At 69.3% G+C, this 19829-nt stretch carries 16 protein-coding genes and 5 tRNA genes; 12 read left to right on the top strand and 9 right to left on the bottom strand.

The features are described 5' to 3' along the window. Positions 1-65 precede the first annotated feature (65 nt). Together purF and purM are read left to right on the top strand one after the other, a co-directional pair. The gene (purF, locus tag J7E96_RS27295; protein ID WP_215134846.1) at positions 66-1589 is read left to right on the top strand and encodes an amidophosphoribosyltransferase; all 1524 of its coding nucleotides are present in this window, start codon (positions 66-68) and stop codon (positions 1587-1589) included. 33 nt (positions 1590-1622) lie between these two features. Continuing rightward, the gene (gene purM / locus J7E96_RS27290; protein WP_215134843.1) at positions 1623-2696 is read left to right on the top strand and encodes a phosphoribosylformylglycinamidine cyclo-ligase; all 1074 of its coding nucleotides are present in this window, start codon (positions 1623-1625) and stop codon (positions 2694-2696) included. A gap of 101 nt (positions 2697-2797) precedes the next feature. Here purM and J7E96_RS27285 read toward each other — a convergent pair whose 3' ends face one another. Together J7E96_RS27285 and J7E96_RS27280 are read right to left on the bottom strand one after the other, a co-directional pair. Then, positions 2798-3058 (bottom strand): DUF3073 domain-containing protein, encoded by a 261-nt coding sequence (locus J7E96_RS27285; RefSeq protein ID WP_069928096.1) that lies wholly within the window; start codon positions 3056-3058, stop codon positions 2798-2800. Between the two features lie 311 nt (positions 3059-3369). Continuing rightward, positions 3370-4452: a Glu/Leu/Phe/Val dehydrogenase dimerization domain-containing protein gene (locus J7E96_RS27280; protein ID WP_215134841.1), complete on the bottom strand. Its 1083-nt coding sequence runs from the start codon at positions 4450-4452 to the stop codon at positions 3370-3372. 200 nt (positions 4453-4652) lie between these two features. Between J7E96_RS27280 and J7E96_RS27275 the strand changes: the two genes are divergently transcribed. Beyond that, positions 4653-5504, top strand: coding sequence for a hypothetical protein (locus J7E96_RS27275; protein WP_215134840.1), 852 nt, complete (start codon positions 4653-4655; stop codon positions 5502-5504). A 479-nt stretch (positions 5505-5983) separates the two neighbouring features. After that, the gene (gene bldC / locus J7E96_RS27270) at positions 5984-6190 is read left to right on the top strand and encodes a developmental transcriptional regulator BldC (protein WP_003949541.1); all 207 of its coding nucleotides are present in this window, start codon (positions 5984-5986) and stop codon (positions 6188-6190) included. A 378-nt stretch (positions 6191-6568) separates the two neighbouring features. Here the strand turns inward: bldC and J7E96_RS27265 are convergent, their stop codons facing one another. The 3 genes from J7E96_RS27265 to hrpA all read right to left on the bottom strand — a co-directional run bounded on the left by J7E96_RS27265 (position 6569) and on the right by hrpA (position 11025). Then, positions 6569-6811, bottom strand: coding sequence for a DUF6274 family protein (locus J7E96_RS27265; RefSeq protein WP_215134887.1), 243 nt, complete (start codon positions 6809-6811; stop codon positions 6569-6571). Between the two features lie 125 nt (positions 6812-6936). Beyond that, positions 6937-7011, bottom strand: a tRNA-Asp gene (locus tag J7E96_RS27260). A gap of 93 nt (positions 7012-7104) precedes the next feature. Then, positions 7105-11025 (bottom strand): ATP-dependent RNA helicase HrpA, encoded by a 3921-nt coding sequence (gene hrpA / locus J7E96_RS27255; RefSeq protein ID WP_215134838.1) that lies wholly within the window; start codon positions 11023-11025, stop codon positions 7105-7107. Between the two features lie 321 nt (positions 11026-11346). Here hrpA and J7E96_RS27250 point away from each other — a divergent pair, with 321 nt between their 5' ends. Together J7E96_RS27250 and J7E96_RS27245 are read left to right on the top strand one after the other, a co-directional pair. Next, the gene (locus J7E96_RS27250; protein ID WP_215134836.1) at positions 11347-12096 is read left to right on the top strand and encodes a thioredoxin domain-containing protein; all 750 of its coding nucleotides are present in this window, start codon (positions 11347-11349) and stop codon (positions 12094-12096) included. Further along, complete coding sequence (locus J7E96_RS27245; protein ID WP_215134834.1) at positions 12093-12929, top strand: cytochrome c biogenesis CcdA family protein; 837 nt, start codon at positions 12093-12095, stop codon at positions 12927-12929. The genes J7E96_RS27250 and J7E96_RS27245 overlap by 4 nt, the downstream gene beginning before the upstream one ends. 89 nt (positions 12930-13018) lie before the next feature. Here J7E96_RS27245 and J7E96_RS27240 read toward each other — a convergent pair. The 4 genes from J7E96_RS27240 to J7E96_RS27225 form a co-directional block, all read right to left on the bottom strand. Next, positions 13019-13095, bottom strand: a tRNA-Phe gene (locus J7E96_RS27240). A 22-nt stretch (positions 13096-13117) separates the two neighbouring features. After that, positions 13118-13192: transfer RNA gene (locus J7E96_RS27235), tRNA-Asp, on the bottom strand. 39 nt (positions 13193-13231) lie between these two features. Further along, positions 13232-13304: transfer RNA gene (locus J7E96_RS27230), tRNA-Glu, on the bottom strand. Between the two features lie 79 nt (positions 13305-13383). Next, positions 13384-14979, bottom strand: a complete 1596-nt coding sequence (locus J7E96_RS27225; protein ID WP_251070508.1) for a metallophosphoesterase — start codon at positions 14977-14979, stop codon at positions 13384-13386. 86 nt (positions 14980-15065) lie between these two features. Here J7E96_RS27225 and J7E96_RS27220 point away from each other — a divergent pair, with 86 nt between their 5' ends. The 6 genes from J7E96_RS27220 to J7E96_RS27195 all read left to right on the top strand — a co-directional run bounded on the left by J7E96_RS27220 (position 15066) and on the right by J7E96_RS27195 (position 19799). Further along, positions 15066-15428, top strand: coding sequence for a metallopeptidase family protein (locus J7E96_RS27220; RefSeq protein ID WP_028815096.1), 363 nt, complete (start codon positions 15066-15068; stop codon positions 15426-15428). Positions 15429-15475: 47 nt separating this feature from the next. After that, positions 15476-15925, top strand: coding sequence for a CrcB family protein (locus tag J7E96_RS27215; RefSeq protein WP_374196722.1), 450 nt, complete (start codon positions 15476-15478; stop codon positions 15923-15925). Further along, a complete protein-coding gene (locus tag J7E96_RS27210; protein ID WP_215134830.1) occupies positions 15922-16284 on the top strand; it encodes a CrcB family protein in 363 nt (120 codons plus the stop codon). Before J7E96_RS27215 ends, J7E96_RS27210 begins: the two co-directional genes overlap by 4 nt. A 133-nt stretch (positions 16285-16417) precedes the next feature. Further along, positions 16418-16981, top strand: coding sequence for a hypothetical protein (locus J7E96_RS27205; RefSeq protein WP_251070507.1), 564 nt, complete (start codon positions 16418-16420; stop codon positions 16979-16981). A 230-nt stretch (positions 16982-17211) separates the two neighbouring features. Next, positions 17212-19506: a DEAD/DEAH box helicase gene (locus J7E96_RS27200; RefSeq protein ID WP_215134828.1), complete on the top strand. Its 2295-nt coding sequence runs from the start codon at positions 17212-17214 to the stop codon at positions 19504-19506. Positions 19507-19726: 220 nt separating this feature from the next. Beyond that, positions 19727-19799, top strand: a tRNA-Lys gene (locus J7E96_RS27195). Positions 19800-19829: the final 30 nt, after the last annotated feature.

Here is a 19829-nt window from a genome sequence, read left to right as displayed (position 1 = left end):
CCCGATTCGGAGCCGGCCCCGTCCCCAATTCGGACCAGTGGTCGATCTCGCCTACACTCGGTGGTGTGCCTCGTGGTGATGGACGACTCAACCACGACCTGCTCCCCGGTGAGAAAGGCCCCCAGGACGCTTGCGGCGTCTTCGGTGTCTGGGCTCCCGGCGAAGAGGTCGCCAAGCTCACCTATTTCGGACTGTATGCCCTGCAGCACCGTGGACAGGAGTCCGCGGGCATCGCAGTGAGCAACGGGTCCCAGATCCTCGTCTTCAAGGACATGGGACTGGTCTCGCAAGTCTTCGACGAAACTTCCCTCGGCTCCCTCCAGGGCCACATCGCGGTCGGTCATGCCCGCTACTCCACCACCGGAGCCTCGGTGTGGGAGAACGCACAGCCGACCTTCCGTGCCACCGCGCACGGATCGATCGCCCTGGGACACAACGGCAACCTGGTCAACACGGCGCAGCTCGCCGAGATGGTCGCCGCCCTGCCCAAGGAGAACGGCCGTGCGACCCAGGTCGCCGCGACCAACGACACCGACCTGGTCACAGCTCTGCTGGCCGGCCAGACCGACGACGACGGCAAGCCGCTCACGATCGAGGAAGCCGCCGCAAAGGTCCTCCCCGACGTCATGGGCGCCTTCTCCCTCGTCTTCATGGACGAGGGCACGCTCTACGCCGCCCGCGACCCGCAGGGCATCCGCCCGCTGGTCCTCGGCCGGCTCGAGCGCGGCTGGGTGGTGGCCTCCGAGTCCGCCGCCCTCGACATCTGCGGCGCCGCGTACGTCCGTGAGGTCGAGCCGGGCGAGATGCTCGCCATCGACGAGAACGGCCTGCGCACCTCCCGATTCGCGGAAGCGAAGCCCAAGGGCTGTGTCTTCGAGTACGTCTACCTGGCGCGCCCGGACACCGACATCGCCGGCCGCAATGTCTATCTCTCGCGTGTGGAGATGGGTCGCAAACTGGCCAAGGAAGCCCCGGCCGACGCCGACCTGGTGATAGCTACGCCCGAGTCCGGCACTCCCGCGGCCATCGGCTACGCGGAAGCCAGCGGAATTCCGTACGGCTCGGGCCTCGTCAAGAACGCGTACGTCGGCCGGACCTTCATCCAGCCGTCCCAGACGATCCGCCAGCTCGGCATCCGCCTGAAGCTCAACCCGCTCAAGGAAGTCATCCGCGGCAAGCGCCTGGTGGTCGTCGACGACTCGATCGTCCGCGGCAACACCCAGCGCGCCCTGGTCAAGATGCTCCGCGAGGCCGGCGCCGCCGAGATCCACATCCGGATCTCCTCCCCGCCGGTGAAGTGGCCCTGCTTCTTCGGCATCGACTTCGCGACCCGCGCGGAGCTCATCGCCAACGGCATGACGATCGACGAGATCGGCAAGTCACTGGGCGCCGACTCCCTCTCGTACATCTCCATCGACGGGATGATCGAGTCGACCACCATTCCCAAGGCGAACCTGTGCCGCGCCTGCTTCGACGGCGAGTACCCGATGGAGCTCCCGGACCCCGAGCTGCTCGGTAAGCAGCTCCTGGAGACCGAGTTCGCGGCCGGCCCGGCGAGCGCCGCGGCCGAGGCGCTCCGTCGCCCGTAACGCCCCCGTTCCACGACACGAAAGTTCCCAGCAATGTCTGAGACGACTGGTGCCAGCTACGCGTCCGCGGGCGTCGACATCGAAGCAGGCGACCGCGCCGTAGAGCTCATGAAGGAGTGGGTGAAGAAGACGCAGCGCCCCGAGGTCACAGGCCTCGGCGGCCTCGGCGGCTTCGCCGGCCTCTTCGACGCCTCCGCCCTCAAGCGCTACGAGCGTCCGGTCCTCGCCTCCGCCACCGACGGCGTCGGTACGAAGGTCGACCTCGCCCGCAAGATGGGCGTGTACGACACGATCGGCCACGACCTCGTCGGCATGGTCGTCGACGACCTGGTCGTCTGCGGCGCCGAGCCGCTCTTCATGACCGACTACATCTGTGTCGGCAAGGTGCATCCCGAGCGTGTCGCGGCCATCGTCAAGGGCATCGCCGAGGGCTGTGTCCTCGCGGGCTGCGCCCTCGTCGGCGGCGAGACGGCCGAGCACCCCGGTCTGCTGGGCGAGGACGACTTCGACGTCGCCGGCGCCGGTACGGGCGTGGTGGAGTACGACCGGCTGCTGGGCGCGGACCGTATCCGTAAGGGCGACGCGGTGATCGCCATGGCGTCCTCCGGTCTTCACTCGAACGGGTACTCACTCGTGCGCCACGTGGTCTTCGACCGTGCCGGCTGGTCGCTGGACCGCGAGGTCGAGGAGTTCGGCCGTACGCTCGGCGAGGAGCTCCTGGAGCCCACGAAGATCTACTCACTCGACTGCCTCGCCCTCACCCGCACCGCCGAGGTGCACGCTTTCAGCCACATCACGGGCGGCGGTCTTGCGAACAACCTGGCCCGTGTGATCCCGGACGGCCTGCACGCCACGGTCGACCGCTCCACCTGGACCCCCGGCGCGGTCTTCGATCTCGTCGGCAAGGCCGGGCAGGTCGAGCGCCTGGAACTCGAAAAGACCCTCAACATGGGTGTCGGCATGATGGCCGTCGTCCCCGAGGAGTCGGTGAACGTGACCCTGGAGACTCTCGCCGACCGCGGCGTCGAGGCCTGGGTCGCCGGAGAGATCACCGAGCGCGGCGACCACGCCACGGGCGCGACGCTTACGGGTACGTATTCGAATTAAAAGCGCCGCCAAGTAGTCACCGGTGGCAGCACAGAACCCGGTCCGGGGCCGAAGCCCCAGACCGGGTTACGTGTGTAATGCCTGTTCGAGGTGTACGGACGTCAAGCGCCGCGACGATGGGCCGAAGGGCCGGACTCTTCGGTCGAGTCCTCGTCCTCGTCATCGTTGTACTGAGCCGCGTACTGTGCGTACGGGTCGTCTTCCTCGTCGTCGTCCTCGAACGGCTCGCCATTAGGCGGCTGTTGCGAAGTCGTCGAAGCGCCCAGCTCGTTGGCCAGACGCGACAGGTCAGTCCCGCCGCTGCTGTACTTCAGCTGGCGGGCGACCTTAGTCTGCTTGGCCTTTGCCCGGCCGCGCCCCATGGCTCGACCCCCTCGGTGACGGGGCTCGACGGCCCCAGAGTCTTGACACGCGTTCATGGTTCGGAACGGGCTCCCCTTGGAGAGACCGGTCCGTAGGGCATCAACGGTACCTGCTTCCGCGGCCATACGGTACGCCGCCCGCACGCAACGCCTCGTCGCAGAACCTTCGAGGAGCCCCGTCCTCGCTGGTCAACTGCGATTTTAACCTCTTCCTGAGGGTCGACCCGCCGACGGGGGTGAGTCATGTCTCGTCATGTCCCACCAATGTCACACCGGCGGTCACACCGACGGCGGGCCGGCCCTCCCGCGGGTCAGCTCCGGCGTGCCTCGGCCATCCTCTGCTCGGCGATCCGGTCGGCCGCCGCAGCCGGCGGAATACCGTCCGTCTTCGCACGTGCGAATATCGCCAGCGTGGTGTCGAAGATCTTCGCGGCCTTCACCTTGCACCGGTCGAAGTCGAAGCCGTGCAGCTCGTCGGCGACCTGGATCACGCCGCCGGCGTTCACCACGTAGTCGGGCGCGTAGAGGATCCCGCGGTCCGCGAGGTCCTTCTCGACGCCGGGGTGGGCGAGCTGGTTGTTGGCCGCGCCGCACACCACCTTCGCCGTGAGCACCGGGACGCTGTCGTCGTTGAGCGCGCCGCCGAGCGCGCACGGGGCGTAGATGTCGAGACCCTCGACGCGGATCAGCGCCTCGGTGTCCGCGACGACGGTGACGTTCTGGTGACGGTCGGTGATGCGGCGTACCGACTCCTCCCGTACGTCCGTGATCACTACCTCGGCGCCGTCCTCCAGGAGGTGCTCGACGAGGTGGTGGCCGACCTTGCCGACGCCGGCGACGCCGACCTTGCGGCCGCGCAGGGTCGGGTCGCCCCACAGGTGCTGGGCCGAGGCCCGCATGCCCTGGAAGACGCCGAAGGCGGTCAGTACGGACGAGTCGCCGGCGCCGCCGTTCTCGGGGGAGCGGCCGGTGGCCCAGCGGGTCTCGCGGGCGACGACGTCCATGTCGGCGACGTACGTACCGACGTCGCAGGCGGTCACGTAACGGCCGCCGAGGGAGTCCACGAACCGGCCGTACGCGAGGAGCAGTTCCTCGCTCTTGAGCGTCTCGGGGTCCCCGATGATCACGGCCTTGCCGCCGCCGTGGTCGAGTCCGGCCATGGCGTTCTTGTACGACATGCCGCGCGCGAGGTTCAGCGCGTCGGCGACGGCCTCTTCCTCGCTCGCGTACGGGTAGAAGCGCGTGCCGCCGAGGGCCGGGCCCAGGGCGGTCGAGTGGATGGCGATGACGGCCTTGAGGCCGGAGGCACGGTCCTGGCACAGCACGACTTGCTCGTGGCCGCCCTGTTCCGATCGGAACAGGGTGTGCAGGACGCCGTCGGTTGCGTCGGTCACGGTGGTGACTCCCAAGTACGAGGCGGCTTTGCCCTCCTAGGGGTGGGGAGGGCTGATGAGCAAGAGAGTAAGACCTGGCGGGCCGCGGGCGTGCGGCAGTGCTGAGGATCACCCCCTGGCGGAGTACGCGTGGGACGATTTCTTTCCGGTTTCCTTCCGGTTCTTCAAGGTTCCCTCCGGTACGAGCGAGGAGCAGGCACGTGGCCCAGGAGTCATCGGTGATCGTCCCGTACGTCTCCTATTTGCGGGTGTACGAGCCGCTGGCGGCCTTCCCCGAGCCGGAACGCGACCACTGGACGCAGTACGCGAAGCGCGAGCGGCTGCCCACCGCGCAGGACGAACTGAGGCGTTCCCTGGCGGACTTGCTGCCCACCCCGCCCGTCCCGGTTCCGGTCCACGAGAGTGGCGACGCGTTCGTGACCGAAGTGGACGGAGTGGTGTGCGTTTGTCCCTGGCGGACGCGGCTGCGCGGCTGGCTGGCGCTGGAGGAGCTGCCCGAGCTCTTCCAGCAGCCGCTGCTGGACGCGGCGCTGCCGCCACTGGTGCGCCGGCAGGCGGCCGCGGACTTCGAGCGTTGGCTGGAACGCAACCCGGACGCGCGCCCGTGGATCAGGAGCTCGGTGTGGCACGTGCCGGTGCGCTGGTTCGCGCTCTTCGGGAGCGAGGAGCGGGAGTACGCGAAGGCCGAGGGGGAGGCGGCGGCCGTACTGCGCTACCGGACGCCGATGGCCCAGGCGCGGCGGCGGGTGGCGCGGGCGCTGAAGGCGCTGCGGGAGAACCTCGACGAGGAGGCCGGGCAGCCGCTCGTCGACGGCCTGGTGGATGTGGGGCGCTGGCTGGAGGAGTTCCACCCCCGTTCACTGGTTGAGCTCGATTACGGCGGCCTGGCGCTCGTACTTCCCGAGGAGCATCTGGCCGAGGACCTCTCGGCGGCGGACGTGGCCGAGGGGATCGCGGCGCTGAAGGCCGGCGACGGTGCGGCGGCCGGGGAGGCGTACGGACGGCTCACGGAGCGGTGGCGGGTAGTGCGCGAGCGCCAGTTCGCGAACTGAGGGCGGCCGGGTGATGATCAGCGGCTCCGGCGCGCCGGGACGTAGGTCCTGATCCGGGCCTTTGCCTCAAGCGTGACGGACAGCACTAAGCGGGCTCTTGCGCCCATCGCCCACCCTCATGCCAAAATAGGACAAGGAGTCCGGCGAGGGCTCCTTCTGTCCACCTAAGGGCAGATGGCTCGGTAATGCGCGCTATGAGGGGTCTGGTGGCTCCTGATCGCTCTGTGACTGATCGTCACTGTGACGTGACTGTCCGCTATGGCATGGTCCATCGGCTTCGTCGCTGATGAACACCTGGGAGGGCAATTCCATCGGTTTGGCCGACGTGGCTGGACGGATGGTGTAGTTGTAGTGCCGAGGACAAGCCGTTCGTCCTATAACCGACTCGGCCCGCGTCCGCCATTTCGGGCAACGCGGGTCAAGGTGCAGAATTTAGAGGAAAGAACCGTGATGGTTCGGTTCTCCCGAGGAGGCCGCTCATGACCGCTCGCACCCCTGACGCCGAGCCGCTGCTGACCCCGGCTGAGGTTGCCACGATGTTCCGCGTGGACCCGAAGACGGTCACGCGGTGGGCCAAGGCAGGCAAGCTCACGTCCATCCGCACTCTTGGTGGACACCGGCGTTACCGCGAGGCAGAGGTCCGCGCACTGCTTGCGGGCATTCCGCAGCAGCGCAGCGAGGCCTGAACAACCGCATAACCCCGCTTTACCGGGCATTCCTCCGGGTCCCCCAATCCGGACGCCCACCCGAGCACCACACGACAGGCGTCTGCCCCAACAGGCGCCACATCCATGCATGACGGGTGCGTCGTTGATCGCGCTGGACTCCGCCGGGTCCAGCGCGATCTTTTTTGTGCCCGCGCCGGGGGGCCGCCGACCGCTCTGACCTGCGGTCGGCCGGCTTTTCGGGAGGCTTTGGGTGGCCCCTTCACGGAGGTGCAATTGCACATATTAAATTGAGCGGTTGTAGGGAGGGTGTAAGCGCACCAGTTTCCAAAACTCGTGCGGTGACACCCGTCACAGGGCCCAACTCTTGTGCATTCAGGGCCTATCAGCGATAGAGGATCACGGAGCTGGGCGACTCTTGTCCTCGGCGCCGCCCTGTGCGCCCTCTGCGCCCTCTGCGTTCTCCGCGCTTGTGGGGGGTTCGACTTCCGCGACGGGCTCGCCCGGTTCCGGTTCCATGGCGAGCCGCAGGAGCCGGTGGCAGATGGGGCAGTGCCGAGTGACGTGGCGATAGCCCGTCGAGGCCGCCAGATGGGCGCGTAGCAGTGCGCGCGTCTCGTGCCTGGCAGTGGATGCCGCCATTGCGTCACCTCCCCGGTACGGGCCCCCGATGCCCTGATGTCTGGGTACCGGTGGCAGATGACGCAGTCAAGACGCAAGAAGGCCCGGATCCTTACGGATCCGGGCCTTCTGTACTTCATTCGATGCGGTCCTGACGGGATTTGAACCCGCGGCCTCCACCTTGACAGGGTGGCGAGCACTCCAAACTGCTCCACAGGACCTTGATTCGCTTTGCCGTGTTGCTCGGCGCTGCGAAGACAGACTGTACAGCAGGTCAGGGGGTGCGGGCGAACTCACTCAAGGCGACGGAGGAGTTACGGCGCCGCCGCGTCGATCGCCTTCACGATCCGCTTGTCCGAGACCGGCTGGGGCGTCCCGAGGGCGTGCGCGAAGTAGCTCACCCGCAGCTCCTCGATCATCCAGCGGATGTCCAGGACATTCTGCGGTACGGGCCTGCCCTGCGGCAGCTGCTCCAGCAGCCAGGCGTACTCGTCCTGCATCTCGTGGACCTTCTCCATGCGCGTGGTGTCGCGCTGGACGGCCGTGGGCATCTGCTGGATCCTGCGGTCGACGGCGACGAGATAGCGCATCAGATCGGGCAGCCGGCGCAGCCCCGTCTTCGTGACGAACCCGGCCGGCACCAGGGCCGCCAGCTGGTCGCGTACGTCGGCGACGTTCTTGACCAGGGTCAGGCTGTTCGTGGCCTTCAGGCGGCGCTCGCACGCCTGCCAGGCGGCAAGGATCTGCTGGACCTGGTTCACCGTGCGTACGGTCGCGTCCACGAGGTCGGCTCGGACCTTGTCGTACAGCTTCCGGAACGATTCCTCGTCCCAGGCAGGACCGCCGTGGTCCGCGATCAGCTTGTCGGCGGCAGCGGTCGCGCAGTCCTCGAAGAGGGCCTGGATCGAGCCGTGCGGATTGCGCGAAAGTGCCAGTTTGGCCTGATTGCTGAGCTTGTCGGAGGCGAACTTCGCCGGATTCACCGGGATGTTGAGCAGGATGAGCCGGCGCGTGCCCCGCCACATCGCCTGCTGCTGCTCGGCCTCCGTGTCGAAGAGCCGCACGGCGACGCTCTCGCCCTGGTCGACGAGGGCCGGGTACGCCCGGACCGGCTGCCCGGCCCTCCTCGTCTCGAAGACGCGGCTGAGCGTGCCGATGGTCCAGTCCGTGAGGCCCGTACGTTCGATGGACTCGCCCGAGGGCCCTGCCGTCGCCGCTGCGGCCTTGGAGAGCGCCTGACGGGCCTTGGGGCGCAGCTTCAGCCGCAGCGCCTCCAGGTCCTTGTCCTCGGCGAGGTTCTTGCGGCGCTCGTCGATGATGCGGAACGTGATCTTCAGGTGGTCCGGGACGCGCGAGAGATCGAAGTCGTCCGCCTCGACCGGAACGCCGACCATCCGCTTCAGCTCGCGCGCGAGCGTCAGCGGCAGCGGCTCCTGGAGGGGGACGGCCCGGTCCAGGAACTTGCGGGCGTAATCCGGCGCCGGGACGTAATGCCGGCGGATCGGCTTGGGCAGGGAGCGGATCAGCTCGGTGACCACTTCCTCGCGCAGGCCGGGGATCTGCCAGTCGAAGCCCTCGGAGGTGACCTGGTTGAGCACCTGGAGCGGGATGTGGACGGTCACGCCGTCCGCGTCCGCGCCCGGCTCGAACTGATATGTCACCCGGAACTTGAGCTTCCCCTGCCGCCAGGAGTCCGGATAGTCGTCCTTCGTGACCTGGCCGGCCTTCTCGTTGATGAGCATCTCGCGCTCAAAATCGAGGAGTTCGGGCTCTTCGCGCTTCTTGCGCTTCCACCAGGAGTCGAAGTGCGCGCCCGATACGACGTGTTCGGGGATGCGCTTGTCGTAGAAGTCGAAGAGCGTCTCGTCGTCCACGAGGATGTCGCGGCGGCGGGCGCGGTGCTCAAGCTCCTCGACCTCGGTGAGGAGCTTGCGGTTGTCGGCGTAGAACTTGTGGTGCGTACGCCAGTCACCTTCGACCAGTGCGTTGCGAATGAAAAGGTCGCGGCTCGTCTCCGGGTCGATCCGGCCGTAGTTGACCTTGCGCTGGGCGACGATCGGGACGCCGTACAGCGTGACCCTCTCGTACGCCATGACGGCCGCCTGGTCCTTCTCCCAGTGCGGCTCGCTGTACGTGCGCTTGAGGAGATGCTGGGCGAGCGGCTCGATCCACTCCGGCTCGATCTTCGCGTTGACCCGCGCCCACAGCCGTGACGTTTCGACCAGCTCGGCGGACATGATGAAGCGCGGCTGCTTCTTGAACAGCGCCGAGCCGGGGAAGATCGCGAACTTCGCGCTGCGGGCACCGAGGTACTCGTTCTTCTCGGTGTCCTTCAGCCCGATGTGGGAGAGCAGGCCGGCGAGGAGGGACTGATGCACGGACAGCTCCGGTGCGTCGTCCTCGTTGACGTGTATCCCCATCTGCTTCGCGACGGAGCGCAGCTGGGTGTAGATGTCCTGCCATTCGCGAATGCGCAGGAAGTTCAGGTACTCCTGCTTGCACATCCGGCGGAAGCTGGAGGAGCCGCGCTCCTTCTGCTGCTCGCGGACGTACCGCCAGAGGTTGAGGAAGGCGAGGAAGTCGGACGTCTCGTCCTTGAAGCGGGCGTGCTGCTGGTCGGCCTGCTGCTGCTTCTCGGAGGGCCGCTCGCGCGGGTCCTGGATGGAGAGCGCGGAGGCGATCACCATGACTTCGCGTACGCAGCCGTTCTTGTCGGCCTCCAGGACCATGCGGGCCAGGCGGGGGTCGACGGGGAGCTGGGCGAGCTTGCGGCCCTGCTCGGTGAGCCGCTTCTTGGGATCCTTCTCGGTCGGATCCAGCGCGCCGAGCTCCTGGAGGAGCTGCACGCCGTCGCGGATGTTGCGGTGGTCCGGGGGATCGATGAAGGGGAACTTCTCGATCTCGCCGAGACCGGCGGCGGTCATCTGGAGGATGACGGAGGCGAGGTTCGTACGCAGAATCTCGGCGTCGGTGAACTCGGGCCGGGTGAGGAAGTCGTCCTCGTCGTACAGCCGGATGCAGATGCCGTCGGACGTACGCCCGCAACGGCCCTTGCGCTGGTTGGCGCTGGCCTGGCTGATCCGCTCGATCGGCAGGCGCTGGACCTTGGTGCGGTGGCTGTAGCGGGAGATGCGGGCGGTGCCCGGGTCGATCACGTACTTGATGCCGGGGACCGTGAGCGACGTCTCGGCGACGTTGGTGGCCAGGACGATGCGGCGGCCGGTGTGGCGCTGGAAGACGCGGTGCTGCTCGGCGTGCGACAGGCGGGCGTAGAGGGGCAGGACCTCGGTGTGGCGGAGGTTCTTCTTGTTGAGCGCGTCGGCGGTGTCGCGGATCTCACGCTCGCCGGAGAGGAAGACGAGGATGTCGCCCGGGCCTTCGGCCTGGAGCTCGTCGACGGCGTCGGCGATCGCGGTGATCTGGTCGCGGTCGGAGTCGTCGCTGTCGTCTTCGAGGAGGGGGCGGTAGCGGACCTCGACGGGGTACGTACGGCCGCTGACCTCGACGATCGGCGCGTCGCCGAAGTGGCGGGAGAAGCGCTGCGGGTCGATGGTCGCGGAGGTGATGACGACCTTGAGGTCCGGGCGCTTGGGGAGCAGCTGAGCGAGGTAGCCGAGGAGGAAGTCGATGTTGAGCGACCGCTCGTGGGCCTCGTCGATGATGATCGTGTCGTACGCGCGCAGGTCGCGGTCCGTCTGGATCTCGGCGAGCAGGATGCCGTCCGTCATGAGCTTGACGAAGGTGGCGTCCGGGTTGACCTGATCGGTGAACCGGACCTTCCAGCCGACCGCCTCGCCGAGCGGGGTCTTCAGCTCGTCCGCGATGCGTTCGGCGACGGTGCGGGCGGCGATGCGGCGGGGCTGGGTGTGGCCGATCATGCCCTTCACGCCACGGCCGAGCTCCATGCAGATCTTCGGGATCTGCGTGGTCTTGCCGGAGCCGGTCTCGCCCGCGACGATCACGACCTGGTGGTCGCGTATCGCCTCGGCGATGTCGTCCTTGCGCTGGCTGACCGGCAGCGACTCCGGATACGTGATCTCGGGCATCCGGGCAGCACGCTGCGCCAGGCGGGCGGCGGACTTCTCCGCCTCGGCGGCGATTTCGTCCAGTACGGCCTGGCGGGCGTCGGGCTTGCGGATGCGACGGGCGCCGTCGAGACGGCGGCCGAGCCGGTGGGCGTCGCGGAGCGGCAGCCCTCCGAGCACGGTCTGGAGGTCGGCGAAGGAAGTAGACATACCTGATTCAGGATCTCACCCGCCGCTTGCGGCTGGCGAACCGATTTCCGCGGGGCGGGTGCGGGGGAAGCCTTTACGCTCTACGAGACGCCCCCGGACAGGAGATCCACAGCCAATGCCCCAGGTCAGGCCGCAGGCCGGCCGACGGTGCGGCGGTTCGGCGACCGTGAGTGCGCTGCTGGGGATGGATACGCTCCCGAACCCCTCACGTGGCGGAGCCGCGAAATGACACAGCGGGAAGTGTCGGGTAGGGGACAAATGCCCCGCCCCACCCCGGCCCACTTCCACGTCCCGCATTCCATCCAGGAGTACCGAACACCCATGACCTCCTCCCGTACCCGCTCCAAGGCCGTCGCCATCGGCGCGGCCGTCGCCGCCGCGGCCGTCCTGCTCGGCGTCGTCTCGTACACCGCGACCAAGCCGCCCGGCGAGACCCGCACCGCCGTCTCCACCGACGAGGCCTCCGCCGATCCGCAGACCGGCGTCTACCCCGAGCTGGCGAAGCTCGCCCGGCGCGACGCCAAGGACGCGCTCGCACAGGGCAGGGCGGACGCGCCCGTCGTCCTCATCGAGTACGCCGACTTCAAGTGCGGCTACTGCGGAAAGTTCGCCCGCGACACCGAGCCCGACCTCGTGAAGAAGTACGTCGACAACGGCACCCTGCGCATCGAATGGCGCAACTTCCCGATCTTCGGCGAGGAGTCGGACGCGGCGGCCCGCGGAGCATGGGCGGCCGGGCAGCAGGGCCGCTTCTGGCAGTTCCACGCGGCCGCGTACGCCGACGGCGCCAAGGAGAAGGGCTTCGGCCACGCCCGGCTGAAGGCGCTGGCCGAGGAGGCCGGGGTGAAGGACCTCGCCCGCTTCACCCGGGACACCGGCAGCGAAGCCGCCGTGAAGGCCGTGGAGAAGGACCAGGAGGAGGCGTACCAGCTGGGCGCCACCTCCACACCGTCCTTCCTCGTCAACGGCCGCCCGATCGCCGGCGCCCAGCCCGCTGAGACCTTCACCACGGCCATCGAGGCGGCAGCGGAGGCAGCGAAGGCGGAGAAGGCAGCGAAGGCCGCCAAGTGAGCGCGGACATCGGGTACCTGGCCGCCTTCCTCGGCGGTCTGCTCGCCCTGCTCAGCCCGTGCAGCGCACTCCTCCTCCCCGCCTTCTTCGCGTACTCCATCGACTCGGCGTCACGCCTGATGGCCAGGACCGGCATCTTCTACGCCGGACTGGCCACCACCCTCGTGCCGCTGGGCGCGGCCGGCTCGTACGCCGGGCGGCTCTTCTACGGGCACCGCGACCAGCTCGTCCTCGCCGGCGGCTGGCTGATCATCGCGCTCGGTGTCGCGCAGATCCTCGGCAGAGGATTCGCCTCACGCCGTATCGCCGCCCTGTCCGGGCGGATCCGGCCGACGACGGCGGCGTCGGTGTACGCCCTGGGGGCCGTCTACGGCCTGGCGGGGTTCTGCGCGGGCCCCATCCTCGGCAGCGTCCTCACGGTCGCGGCCGTGAGCGGCAGCCCGGCGTACGGCGGACTGCTGCTGGCCGTCTACGCGCTGGGCATGGCCGTGCCGCTCTTCCTGCTCGCGCTGCTCTGGGAACGGTTCGGGCTGGGGAAGCGGCAGTGGCTGCGGGGGCGCGCGTTCAAGGCCGGGCGCTTCGAGCTGCACACCACGTCGCTGTTGTCCGGGCTGTTCTTCATTGCACTGGGCGCGCTCTTCCTCGTCTTCGACGGGACGACCGCTCTGCCCGGGCTGCTGGACGTGGACGACTCGTTCGCCGTCGAGGAGTGGGTGAGCGGGCTCGGCGAGTCGGTGCCGGACGCGGTGCTGCTGACCGGCGTGGTGGCGGTGGTGGGAGTGGCACTCGCCTTGCGCTCCTGGCGCCGCAAGGCCCCGGCGGAGGAGGGATAACGCGAAAGGCCCCGTCCATTGACGGGGCCTTCGAAGTAAGGGGTGGGGGTACGCAAAGACCCCCGTCCGGTGGGCGGGGGTCTTCGAAGTGGTGGCTGGGGCCGGGATCGAACCGGCGACCTATCGCTTTTCAGGCGATCGCTCGTACCAACTGAGCTACCCAGCCACTCGGATCTCGCGATCCGCAGCGGTCCTGACGGGATTTGAACCCGCGGCCTCCACCTTGACAGGGTGGCGAGCACTCCAAACTGCTCCACAGGACCAAGCGTGGTGCGAGACCAAGTCTCGCACACGGTTGTGCGTGCCCCCAACGGGATTCGAACCCGTGCTACCGCCTTGAAAGGGCGGCGTCCTGGGCCACTAGACGATGAGGGCTAGAGCCCGCCTGGGCGCTTTGCAGCGCGTCGGGGACGTCAGAAGCATATGGGATGGCGGCACCGTTCGCCAAAACGGTTTACGGGGAGGGTGAGGGGGGCGTGGCGGAAGGGGCTGGGGAGGGGGTCGGCGGAGGGGGCGCGCCGGGCCTGTTCTCCTCCGGGAGGTGGCGGCTGACCTCGGCCGTTGTCAGGCCCAGGCCGCCCAGCGTGACCTCGTCCCACGCCTGTAGCCGCTTGGTCGTACGGTCCAGGTAGAGGACTGACGTACGGACCTTCTCCGGCTCTTCGTTCTGCAGCGCCCGCAGCCCGCCGCCGCCCGTCGAGCCTTCGATCTTGAGGCGGGTGCCGTGGTCGAGGACCTCGGTCTTGCGGTTGTGGACGTGTCCGGCCAGGACGAGCGGAACTGTGCCGTCCGTTTCGCGGGCCGCGACCGGGTTGTGCGCCACCGCGATGTCGACGGGCGTGCCGGCGCGCCGCTGGTCGCGCAGGGCCGAGGCGAGGCGGATGCCCGCCATGCGTTCAGCCGGGTCGCCCTGCGCCTCGACCGAGCGGTCCGGGGTGAACTGCGGATCGCCCGTGCCCGCCACCCGCAGCCCCGCGACCGTGACCGCCTTCCCCTCGTCCAGGACGTGTACGCCGTCCCCCATGCCTTCGAGGTAGCGCTGGGTGGCGAGCGAATCGTGGTTGCCGCGGACCCAGACGTACGGGGCGCCGAGGTCCGGGATCGGGTCCAGGAAGCCGTTCTCGGCAGCCGTGCCGTGGTCCATGGTGTCGCCGGAGTCGATGATCACATCGATGTCGTACTGCTCGACGAGCGAGCCGATGATGTGCCACGAGGCCGGGTTCAGGTGGATGTCGGACACGTGGAGGACGCGCATCGTGGCCGGGTCGGGCCGGTAGGCCGGGAGGGTCGAAGTAGCGTCGTACAGCTTCGTCACATTGGTGACCAGGCGCGCCAGCTCCTTCTGGTAGACGTCGAACTCGCTGACGATGCTGCGCGCGTTGCCGACCAGGGAGGGCGCGGAGGACAGGAGCCCGGAGAACTTGGGCTCCAGGACCGACTTCGGGTTCCAGGTGGCGTACGCGCTGATGCCCGACGCCGTCAGCAGGGCGAGCGCGAGGCCGCCCGCCGCCAGGGCGCGGCGTGGGCGCCGGTAGACGGCGAGGCCGAGGGCGGTGGCGCCCGACACCACGGCGACACAGGAACGTACGGCCAGGTCGGTCGTGCCGTCGGCCACGTCCTGGGTGATCTCTTCCTGGAGGCCGGAGAGGCGTTCGGGGTGCTCGACCAGGGCCTGGGAGCGGACCGGGTCCAGCTGGTCGACGTCCACGTCCAGGCGGATGGGGGCGACGTGGGTGTTGAGCTCGAGGGCGCCCAGCGGGGAGACGTTGATCTTCGTGCCGCCGGCGGTGGACGCGCGCAGCGTCATGGTCGTGTCCATCGGGCCGACCGGCGTACGGACGCTGCCGACGATCAGCAGGCCGAGCCAGGCGCCGACGAGGACCACCGCGGCGAGGCCGAGTACCCGTGCGTAGGGGTGCGGGGTGTGTACGAGGGCGCTGGTGGGGTCGAGGTGACGCGAGCGGTAGTGGCGTTGCAGCCGGGTCAGCGGCCGGAGCAGGGGCAGGTTCGGCGGCCAGTTCGGCTTGGCACGGAAAGGGGCGCGGGCCATTGGTCCCGTATGCCCATCCGGGCGGGGCCCCATGCCCACCGGTGCACGGCCCACCCCGTCGCACGGATTTACGTGACAATGGCCGGGTGCTGGAGATGACGCGTGAGGAGTTCGAGGAACTGGTCGCCGAGGCGCTGGACAGGATCCCGCCGGAGCTGACGCGACTGATGGACAACGTCGCGGTGTTCGTGGAGGACGAGCCGGCTACGGACGATCCCGACCACGGTCCCGATCTGCTGGGCCTGTACGAGGGAACCCCGTTGACGGACCGTGGCGAGTGGTACGCCGGCGTGCTGCCGGACCGGATCACGATCTACCGGGGGCCGACGCTGCGGATGTGCGAGTCGCGGGAAGACGTCGTCGCGGAGACGGAGATCACCGTCGTACACGAGGTGGCGCACCACTTCGGGATCGACGACGAGAGGCTGCACGCGCTGGGGTACGGGTGAGTGACGCGGCGACCGGTTCTGGTGGTGGTTCTGGTGGTTCTGGTGGTGTGATCGATCCGGATGTCGATCTCCATGTGGCCGCCCAGCGTGCCGAGACCGCCGGGCGCGGCAAGTGGCGGGTGCTCGCGGCGCTCTCGGCGGGCGGCGTGCTGGGGGCGCTGGCCAGGTACGGGGCGACGGTTCTGTGGCCCGGGAGCGTGTGGACGGTCTTCGGCGTCAATGTGGTGGGGTGCGCCCTGATCGGCGTCCTGATGGTGCTGGTGAGCGAGCAGGGGCGCGGGCATGCGCTGCTGCGGCCGTTCCTCGGGGTCGGCGTGCTGGGTGGCTTCACGACCTTCTCGACGTACGCCGTGGATGTGGCGCGGCTGCTGGAGCGGGGGGACGCGCTCGCCGCGATGGCGTACGCCGCCGGGACGTTGGCGGGGGCGATGGGTGCGGTGTGGCTCGGCGTGGTGGTGACGCGGGCCGCCGTGGCGCGGGCGGGGGCCGCGGGGTGACCTGGCTGCTGGTGGCGGTGGGGGCGGCGGTCGGGGCGCCGCTGCGGTATCTGACGGACCGTGCGGTGCAGGCGCGGCACGACTCGGTGTTCCCGTGGGGGACGTTCGTGGTGAACGCGGGGGCGAGCCTGGTGCTGGGGGTGCTGACGGGGGCGCTGGTGTCCTCGGGGACGTACGCGCTGCTCGGGACCGGGCTGTGCGGGGCCCTTTCGACGTACTCGACCTTCAGCTACGAGACGCTTCGGCTGGCCGAGCGGGGCTGGAGGTTTCTTGCCGTGGCCAATGTGGGTGCTTCGTTGCTGGTGGGGCTCGGCGCGGTCTTTCTGGGGTTCGAACTCGCGCGGGGGCTGGTGGGGTAGGAGGCCCAGGGTGGCGCTTTGGCGTGTCCCTTGTGGGCCAAAGGGAGTTGGGCAGTGAAATCCCGCCCGCCGTGCCCCGGAGGTGCGCCCCGTGCGCCAGTTGCCCCGTCGTGTCCGTTTGGCCCCTGCCAGATTGGCCGTTGCCGTACTCGCGGTCGCGGCGTCCGCGGGCTGCATGAGCGTGAGCGACGACGAGGAGGGCAAGCCGGCCCCGTCCCGGTCGGCGGCCGCCCGGCAAGGGGCAGCGGCGGCGGAGCCCGACGGCGGGACGGCGCAGCGCGGGGCAGGAATCGGACGTACGGGCGGACGCGGGGCAGCGGTCGGCCACGACGGCGGTGACAAGGCGGATGACGGCAAGGCCGGGGACGATGCGTCGGCGAGCCCCGGCGCGTCGCCGGGGGCCTCGGCCGCGCCCTCGAAGAGCGCCGACGTCCCGCCCCGGCGCGGCGGCACCCCGCCGAAGCCACGCCCCGGGGTGCCGACGCCGACGCAGGAGCCGCCCGAGCCGACCCGGCCGCCGGAGCCGCCGGAGCCGCCGCCGGCCACGGAGCCGCCGCCTCCGGAGCCGTCCGAGCCGGAGCCGAGCCCTCCGCCGCCCTCTGCGTCACCGGCGGCGGACACGCAGACGGCGGCGATGGGGACGCGGCGCGAAATGCGGCGGGAGCCGGCGGCATCACCGCAGGTGGGACCCGCTTAGGCGGGGTCGGTTTGCCATAAGGGGGGGAGGGTGCGTATGGTTATAGATCGTTTGAATCCCATTGCCCGGCGCCGTTGAGTTCTCGTAAAGAACGAGGACCTGGAGCGCCCCGTGGCGCGTACTCTCCCTTACCGTGACCTGACCGCACTGAGGCGGTCGACTTTGCGATTGATTTGCGATTTCACGGAGTTTGGGCGCGTGCCGAGACTCCGAGAGGTTTCGCATTTCGTATGTCCATTTCCAGCACTGACCGCACCGCCATGCCCGAGAACGAGAACGAGACGGTCGTAGAGACCGCCGTCGAGGTCATCGAGGCCGCGGAGAGCACCACCGAGCTCGCCGCCGAGATCACTGAGATCGCTGAGATCACCGAGATCACCGAGGTCGGCGACATCGCTGAGCTCGCCGATGACGCGGCCGAGGCCGACGGCGCTGATGACGTCGACGACGCCAACGCCGAGCCCACTGTGACCTTCGCCTCCCTGGGCCTGCCGGACGGCATCGTCCGCAAGCTCGCGCAGAACGGCGTCACCTCCCCCTTCCCGATCCAGGCCGCGACCATCCCGGACGCCCTGGCCGGCAAGGACATCCTCGGCCGTGGCCGCACCGGCTCCGGCAAGACGCTCTCCTTCGGTCTGCCGACGCTGGCCTCGCTGGCCGGCGGTCACACCGAGAAGAAGAAGCCCCGCGCGATCATCCTGACCCCGACGCGTGAGCTCGCGATGCAGGTCGCGGACGCGCTTCAGCCGTACGGCGACGTACTCGGCCTGAAGATGAAGGTCGTCTGCGGCGGTACGTCCATGAGCAACCAGATCTACGCCCTGGAGCGCGGCGTCGACGTCCTCGTCGCCACCCCGGGCCGTCTGCGCGACCTCCTCAACCGAGGCGCCTGCTCGCTCGCCAACGTCCAGGTCGCCGTCCTCGACGAGGCCGACCAGATGTCCGACCTGGGCTTCCTCCCCGAGGTCACCGAGCTGCTCGACCAGATCCCCGGCGGCGGCCAGCGCATGCTCTTCTCCGCCACCATGGAGAACGAGATCAGCACGCTGGTCAAGCGCTACCTGACGAACCCCGTCACGCACGAGGTCGACAGCGCCCAGGGCAACGTCACGACCATGACCCACCACGTCCTCGTCGTGAAGCCGAAGGACAAGGCGCCGGTCACGGCCGCGATCGCCGCCCGCAAGGGCCGCACGATCATCTTCGTCCGCACCCAGCTGGGCGCGGACCGCATCGCCGAGCAGCTCCAGGACTCGGGCGTCAAGGCCGACGCACTGCACGGCGGCATGACGCAGGGCGCCCGTACGCGCGTCCTCGAAGACTTCAAGAAGGGCTACGTCAACGCCCTGGTCGCCACCGACGTCGCCGCTCGCGGTATTCACGTCGACGGCATCGACCTGGTGCTGAACGTGGACCCGGCCGGTGACCACAAGGACTACCTGCACCGCTCGGGCCGTACGGCTCGCGCAGGCAAGTCGGGTGTCGTGGTCTCCCTGTCGCTGCCGCACCAGCGCCGCCAGATCTTCCGCCTGATGGAGGACGCGGGCGTCGACGCCTCGCGCCACATCGTCGGTGGAGCGGGCGCGTTCGAGCCGGAGGTCGCCGAGATCACCGGCGCCCGTTCGCTGACCGAGGTCCAGGCCGACTCCGCGAACAACGCCGCCAAGCAGGCGGAGCGCGAGGCCAAGGAGCTCACCCGCGAGCTGGAGCGCGTCCAGCGCCGTGCGACCGAGCTCCGCGAGGAGGCGACCCGTCTGGTCGCCCGCGCGGCGCGCGAGCGCGGCGAGGACCCGGACGAGGCTGTGGCGGAGATGGCGAAGGCCGCCGAGGCCGAGCTGGCTGCCGCTGAGGCCGCCGCCGCTGTTCCGGCCCCGGCGCCGGAGCGTCGCGACGACCGCGGCAACTTCCAGCGCCGTGACGACCGCGGTGGCGACCGTGGTGGCTTCCGCGGTGGTGACCGCGGTGGTGACCGTGGCGGCTTCCGCCGTGACGACAACCGTGGTGGCGGCGAGCGTGGCGGGTTCCAGCGCCGCGACGACCGTCCGACCGGTGGTGGCGACCGTGGTGGCCGTCCGTTCGAGCGTCGTGACGACAACCGTGGTGGCGGCTTCCGCCGTGACGACAACCGTGGTGGCGGCGAGCGTGGTGGCTTCCAGCGCCGTGACGACCGTCCGACCGGTGGTGGCGACCGTGGTGGCCGTCCGTTCGAGCGTCGTGACGACAACCGTGGTGGCGGCTTCCGCCGTGACGACAACCGTGGTGGCGGCGAGCGTGGTGGCTTCCAGCGCCGCGACGACCGTCCGGCCACCGGTGGCGGCTTCCGCTCCGGCAGCGCCGACCGTCCGATCAACCGCGACCGTCGTGACGACCGTCCGGCCGGCGGCGGCTTCCGCACCGGCGGCCAGGACCGCCCGCAGGGCCGTCGTGACGACCACCGCGGCGCCGGCAGCGCCGGCACCGGCACCGGCACGGCGACCGGCTCGTTCGGCCGCCGCGACGACAAGCCGCGCTGGAAGCGCAGCTGATAGCTGATCAGCTCGGCGGCGTAGGCCGCTGATCTGCGAAAGCGGGCCCGTTCTTCACGAACGGGCCCGCTTTTCTTTTCCTGTCCGCACGCAGATCGCGACCGGCTGGCAGGGCTACATGGGCCTGTTCTAGGCTTCAGTTCAGCTTCGACGGGCCCGGTAACCGATACCCGATCGGCTGCCGGGCTCGCTGCGGCTATGCTCGGGGGTGATCTGTTGAGGGCCGTTAGCTCAATTGGCAGAGCAGCGGACTTTTAATCCGTTGGTTGTGGGTTCGAGTCCCACACGGCCTACCTGGTGCAGGGAGGGGAAACACCCCTCTG

Source organism: Streptomyces sp. ISL-96 (genome assembly GCF_018614035.1).
Taxonomy (GTDB): Bacteria; Actinomycetota; Actinomycetes; order Streptomycetales; family Streptomycetaceae; genus Streptomyces.
Note: the sequence above shows the minus strand (reverse complement) of the source record. Positions and strands in the feature narration are given on the sequence as shown.

Coding starts and splice junctions, on each gene's coding strand:
- purM (WP_215134843.1), top strand. CDS start 1,623: ATGTCTGAGACGACTGGTGCCAGCTACGCGTCCGCGGGCGTCGACATC.
- J7E96_RS27285 (WP_069928096.1), bottom strand. CDS start 3,058: ATGGGGCGCGGCCGGGCAAAGGCCAAGCAGACTAAGGTCGCCCGCCAG.
- bldC (WP_003949541.1), top strand. CDS start 5,984: ATGACCGCTCGCACCCCTGACGCCGAGCCGCTGCTGACCCCGGCTGAG.
- J7E96_RS27265 (WP_215134887.1), bottom strand. CDS start 6,811: ATGGCGGCATCCACTGCCAGGCACGAGACGCGCGCACTGCTACGCGCC.
- hrpA (WP_215134838.1), bottom strand. CDS start 11,025: ATGTCTACTTCCTTCGCCGACCTCCAGACCGTGCTCGGAGGGCTGCCG.
- J7E96_RS27250 (WP_215134836.1), top strand. CDS start 11,347: ATGACCTCCTCCCGTACCCGCTCCAAGGCCGTCGCCATCGGCGCGGCC.
- J7E96_RS27225 (WP_251070508.1), bottom strand. CDS start 14,979: ATGGCCCGCGCCCCTTTCCGTGCCAAGCCGAACTGGCCGCCGAACCTG.
- J7E96_RS27200 (WP_215134828.1), top strand. CDS start 17,212: ATGTCCATTTCCAGCACTGACCGCACCGCCATGCCCGAGAACGAGAAC.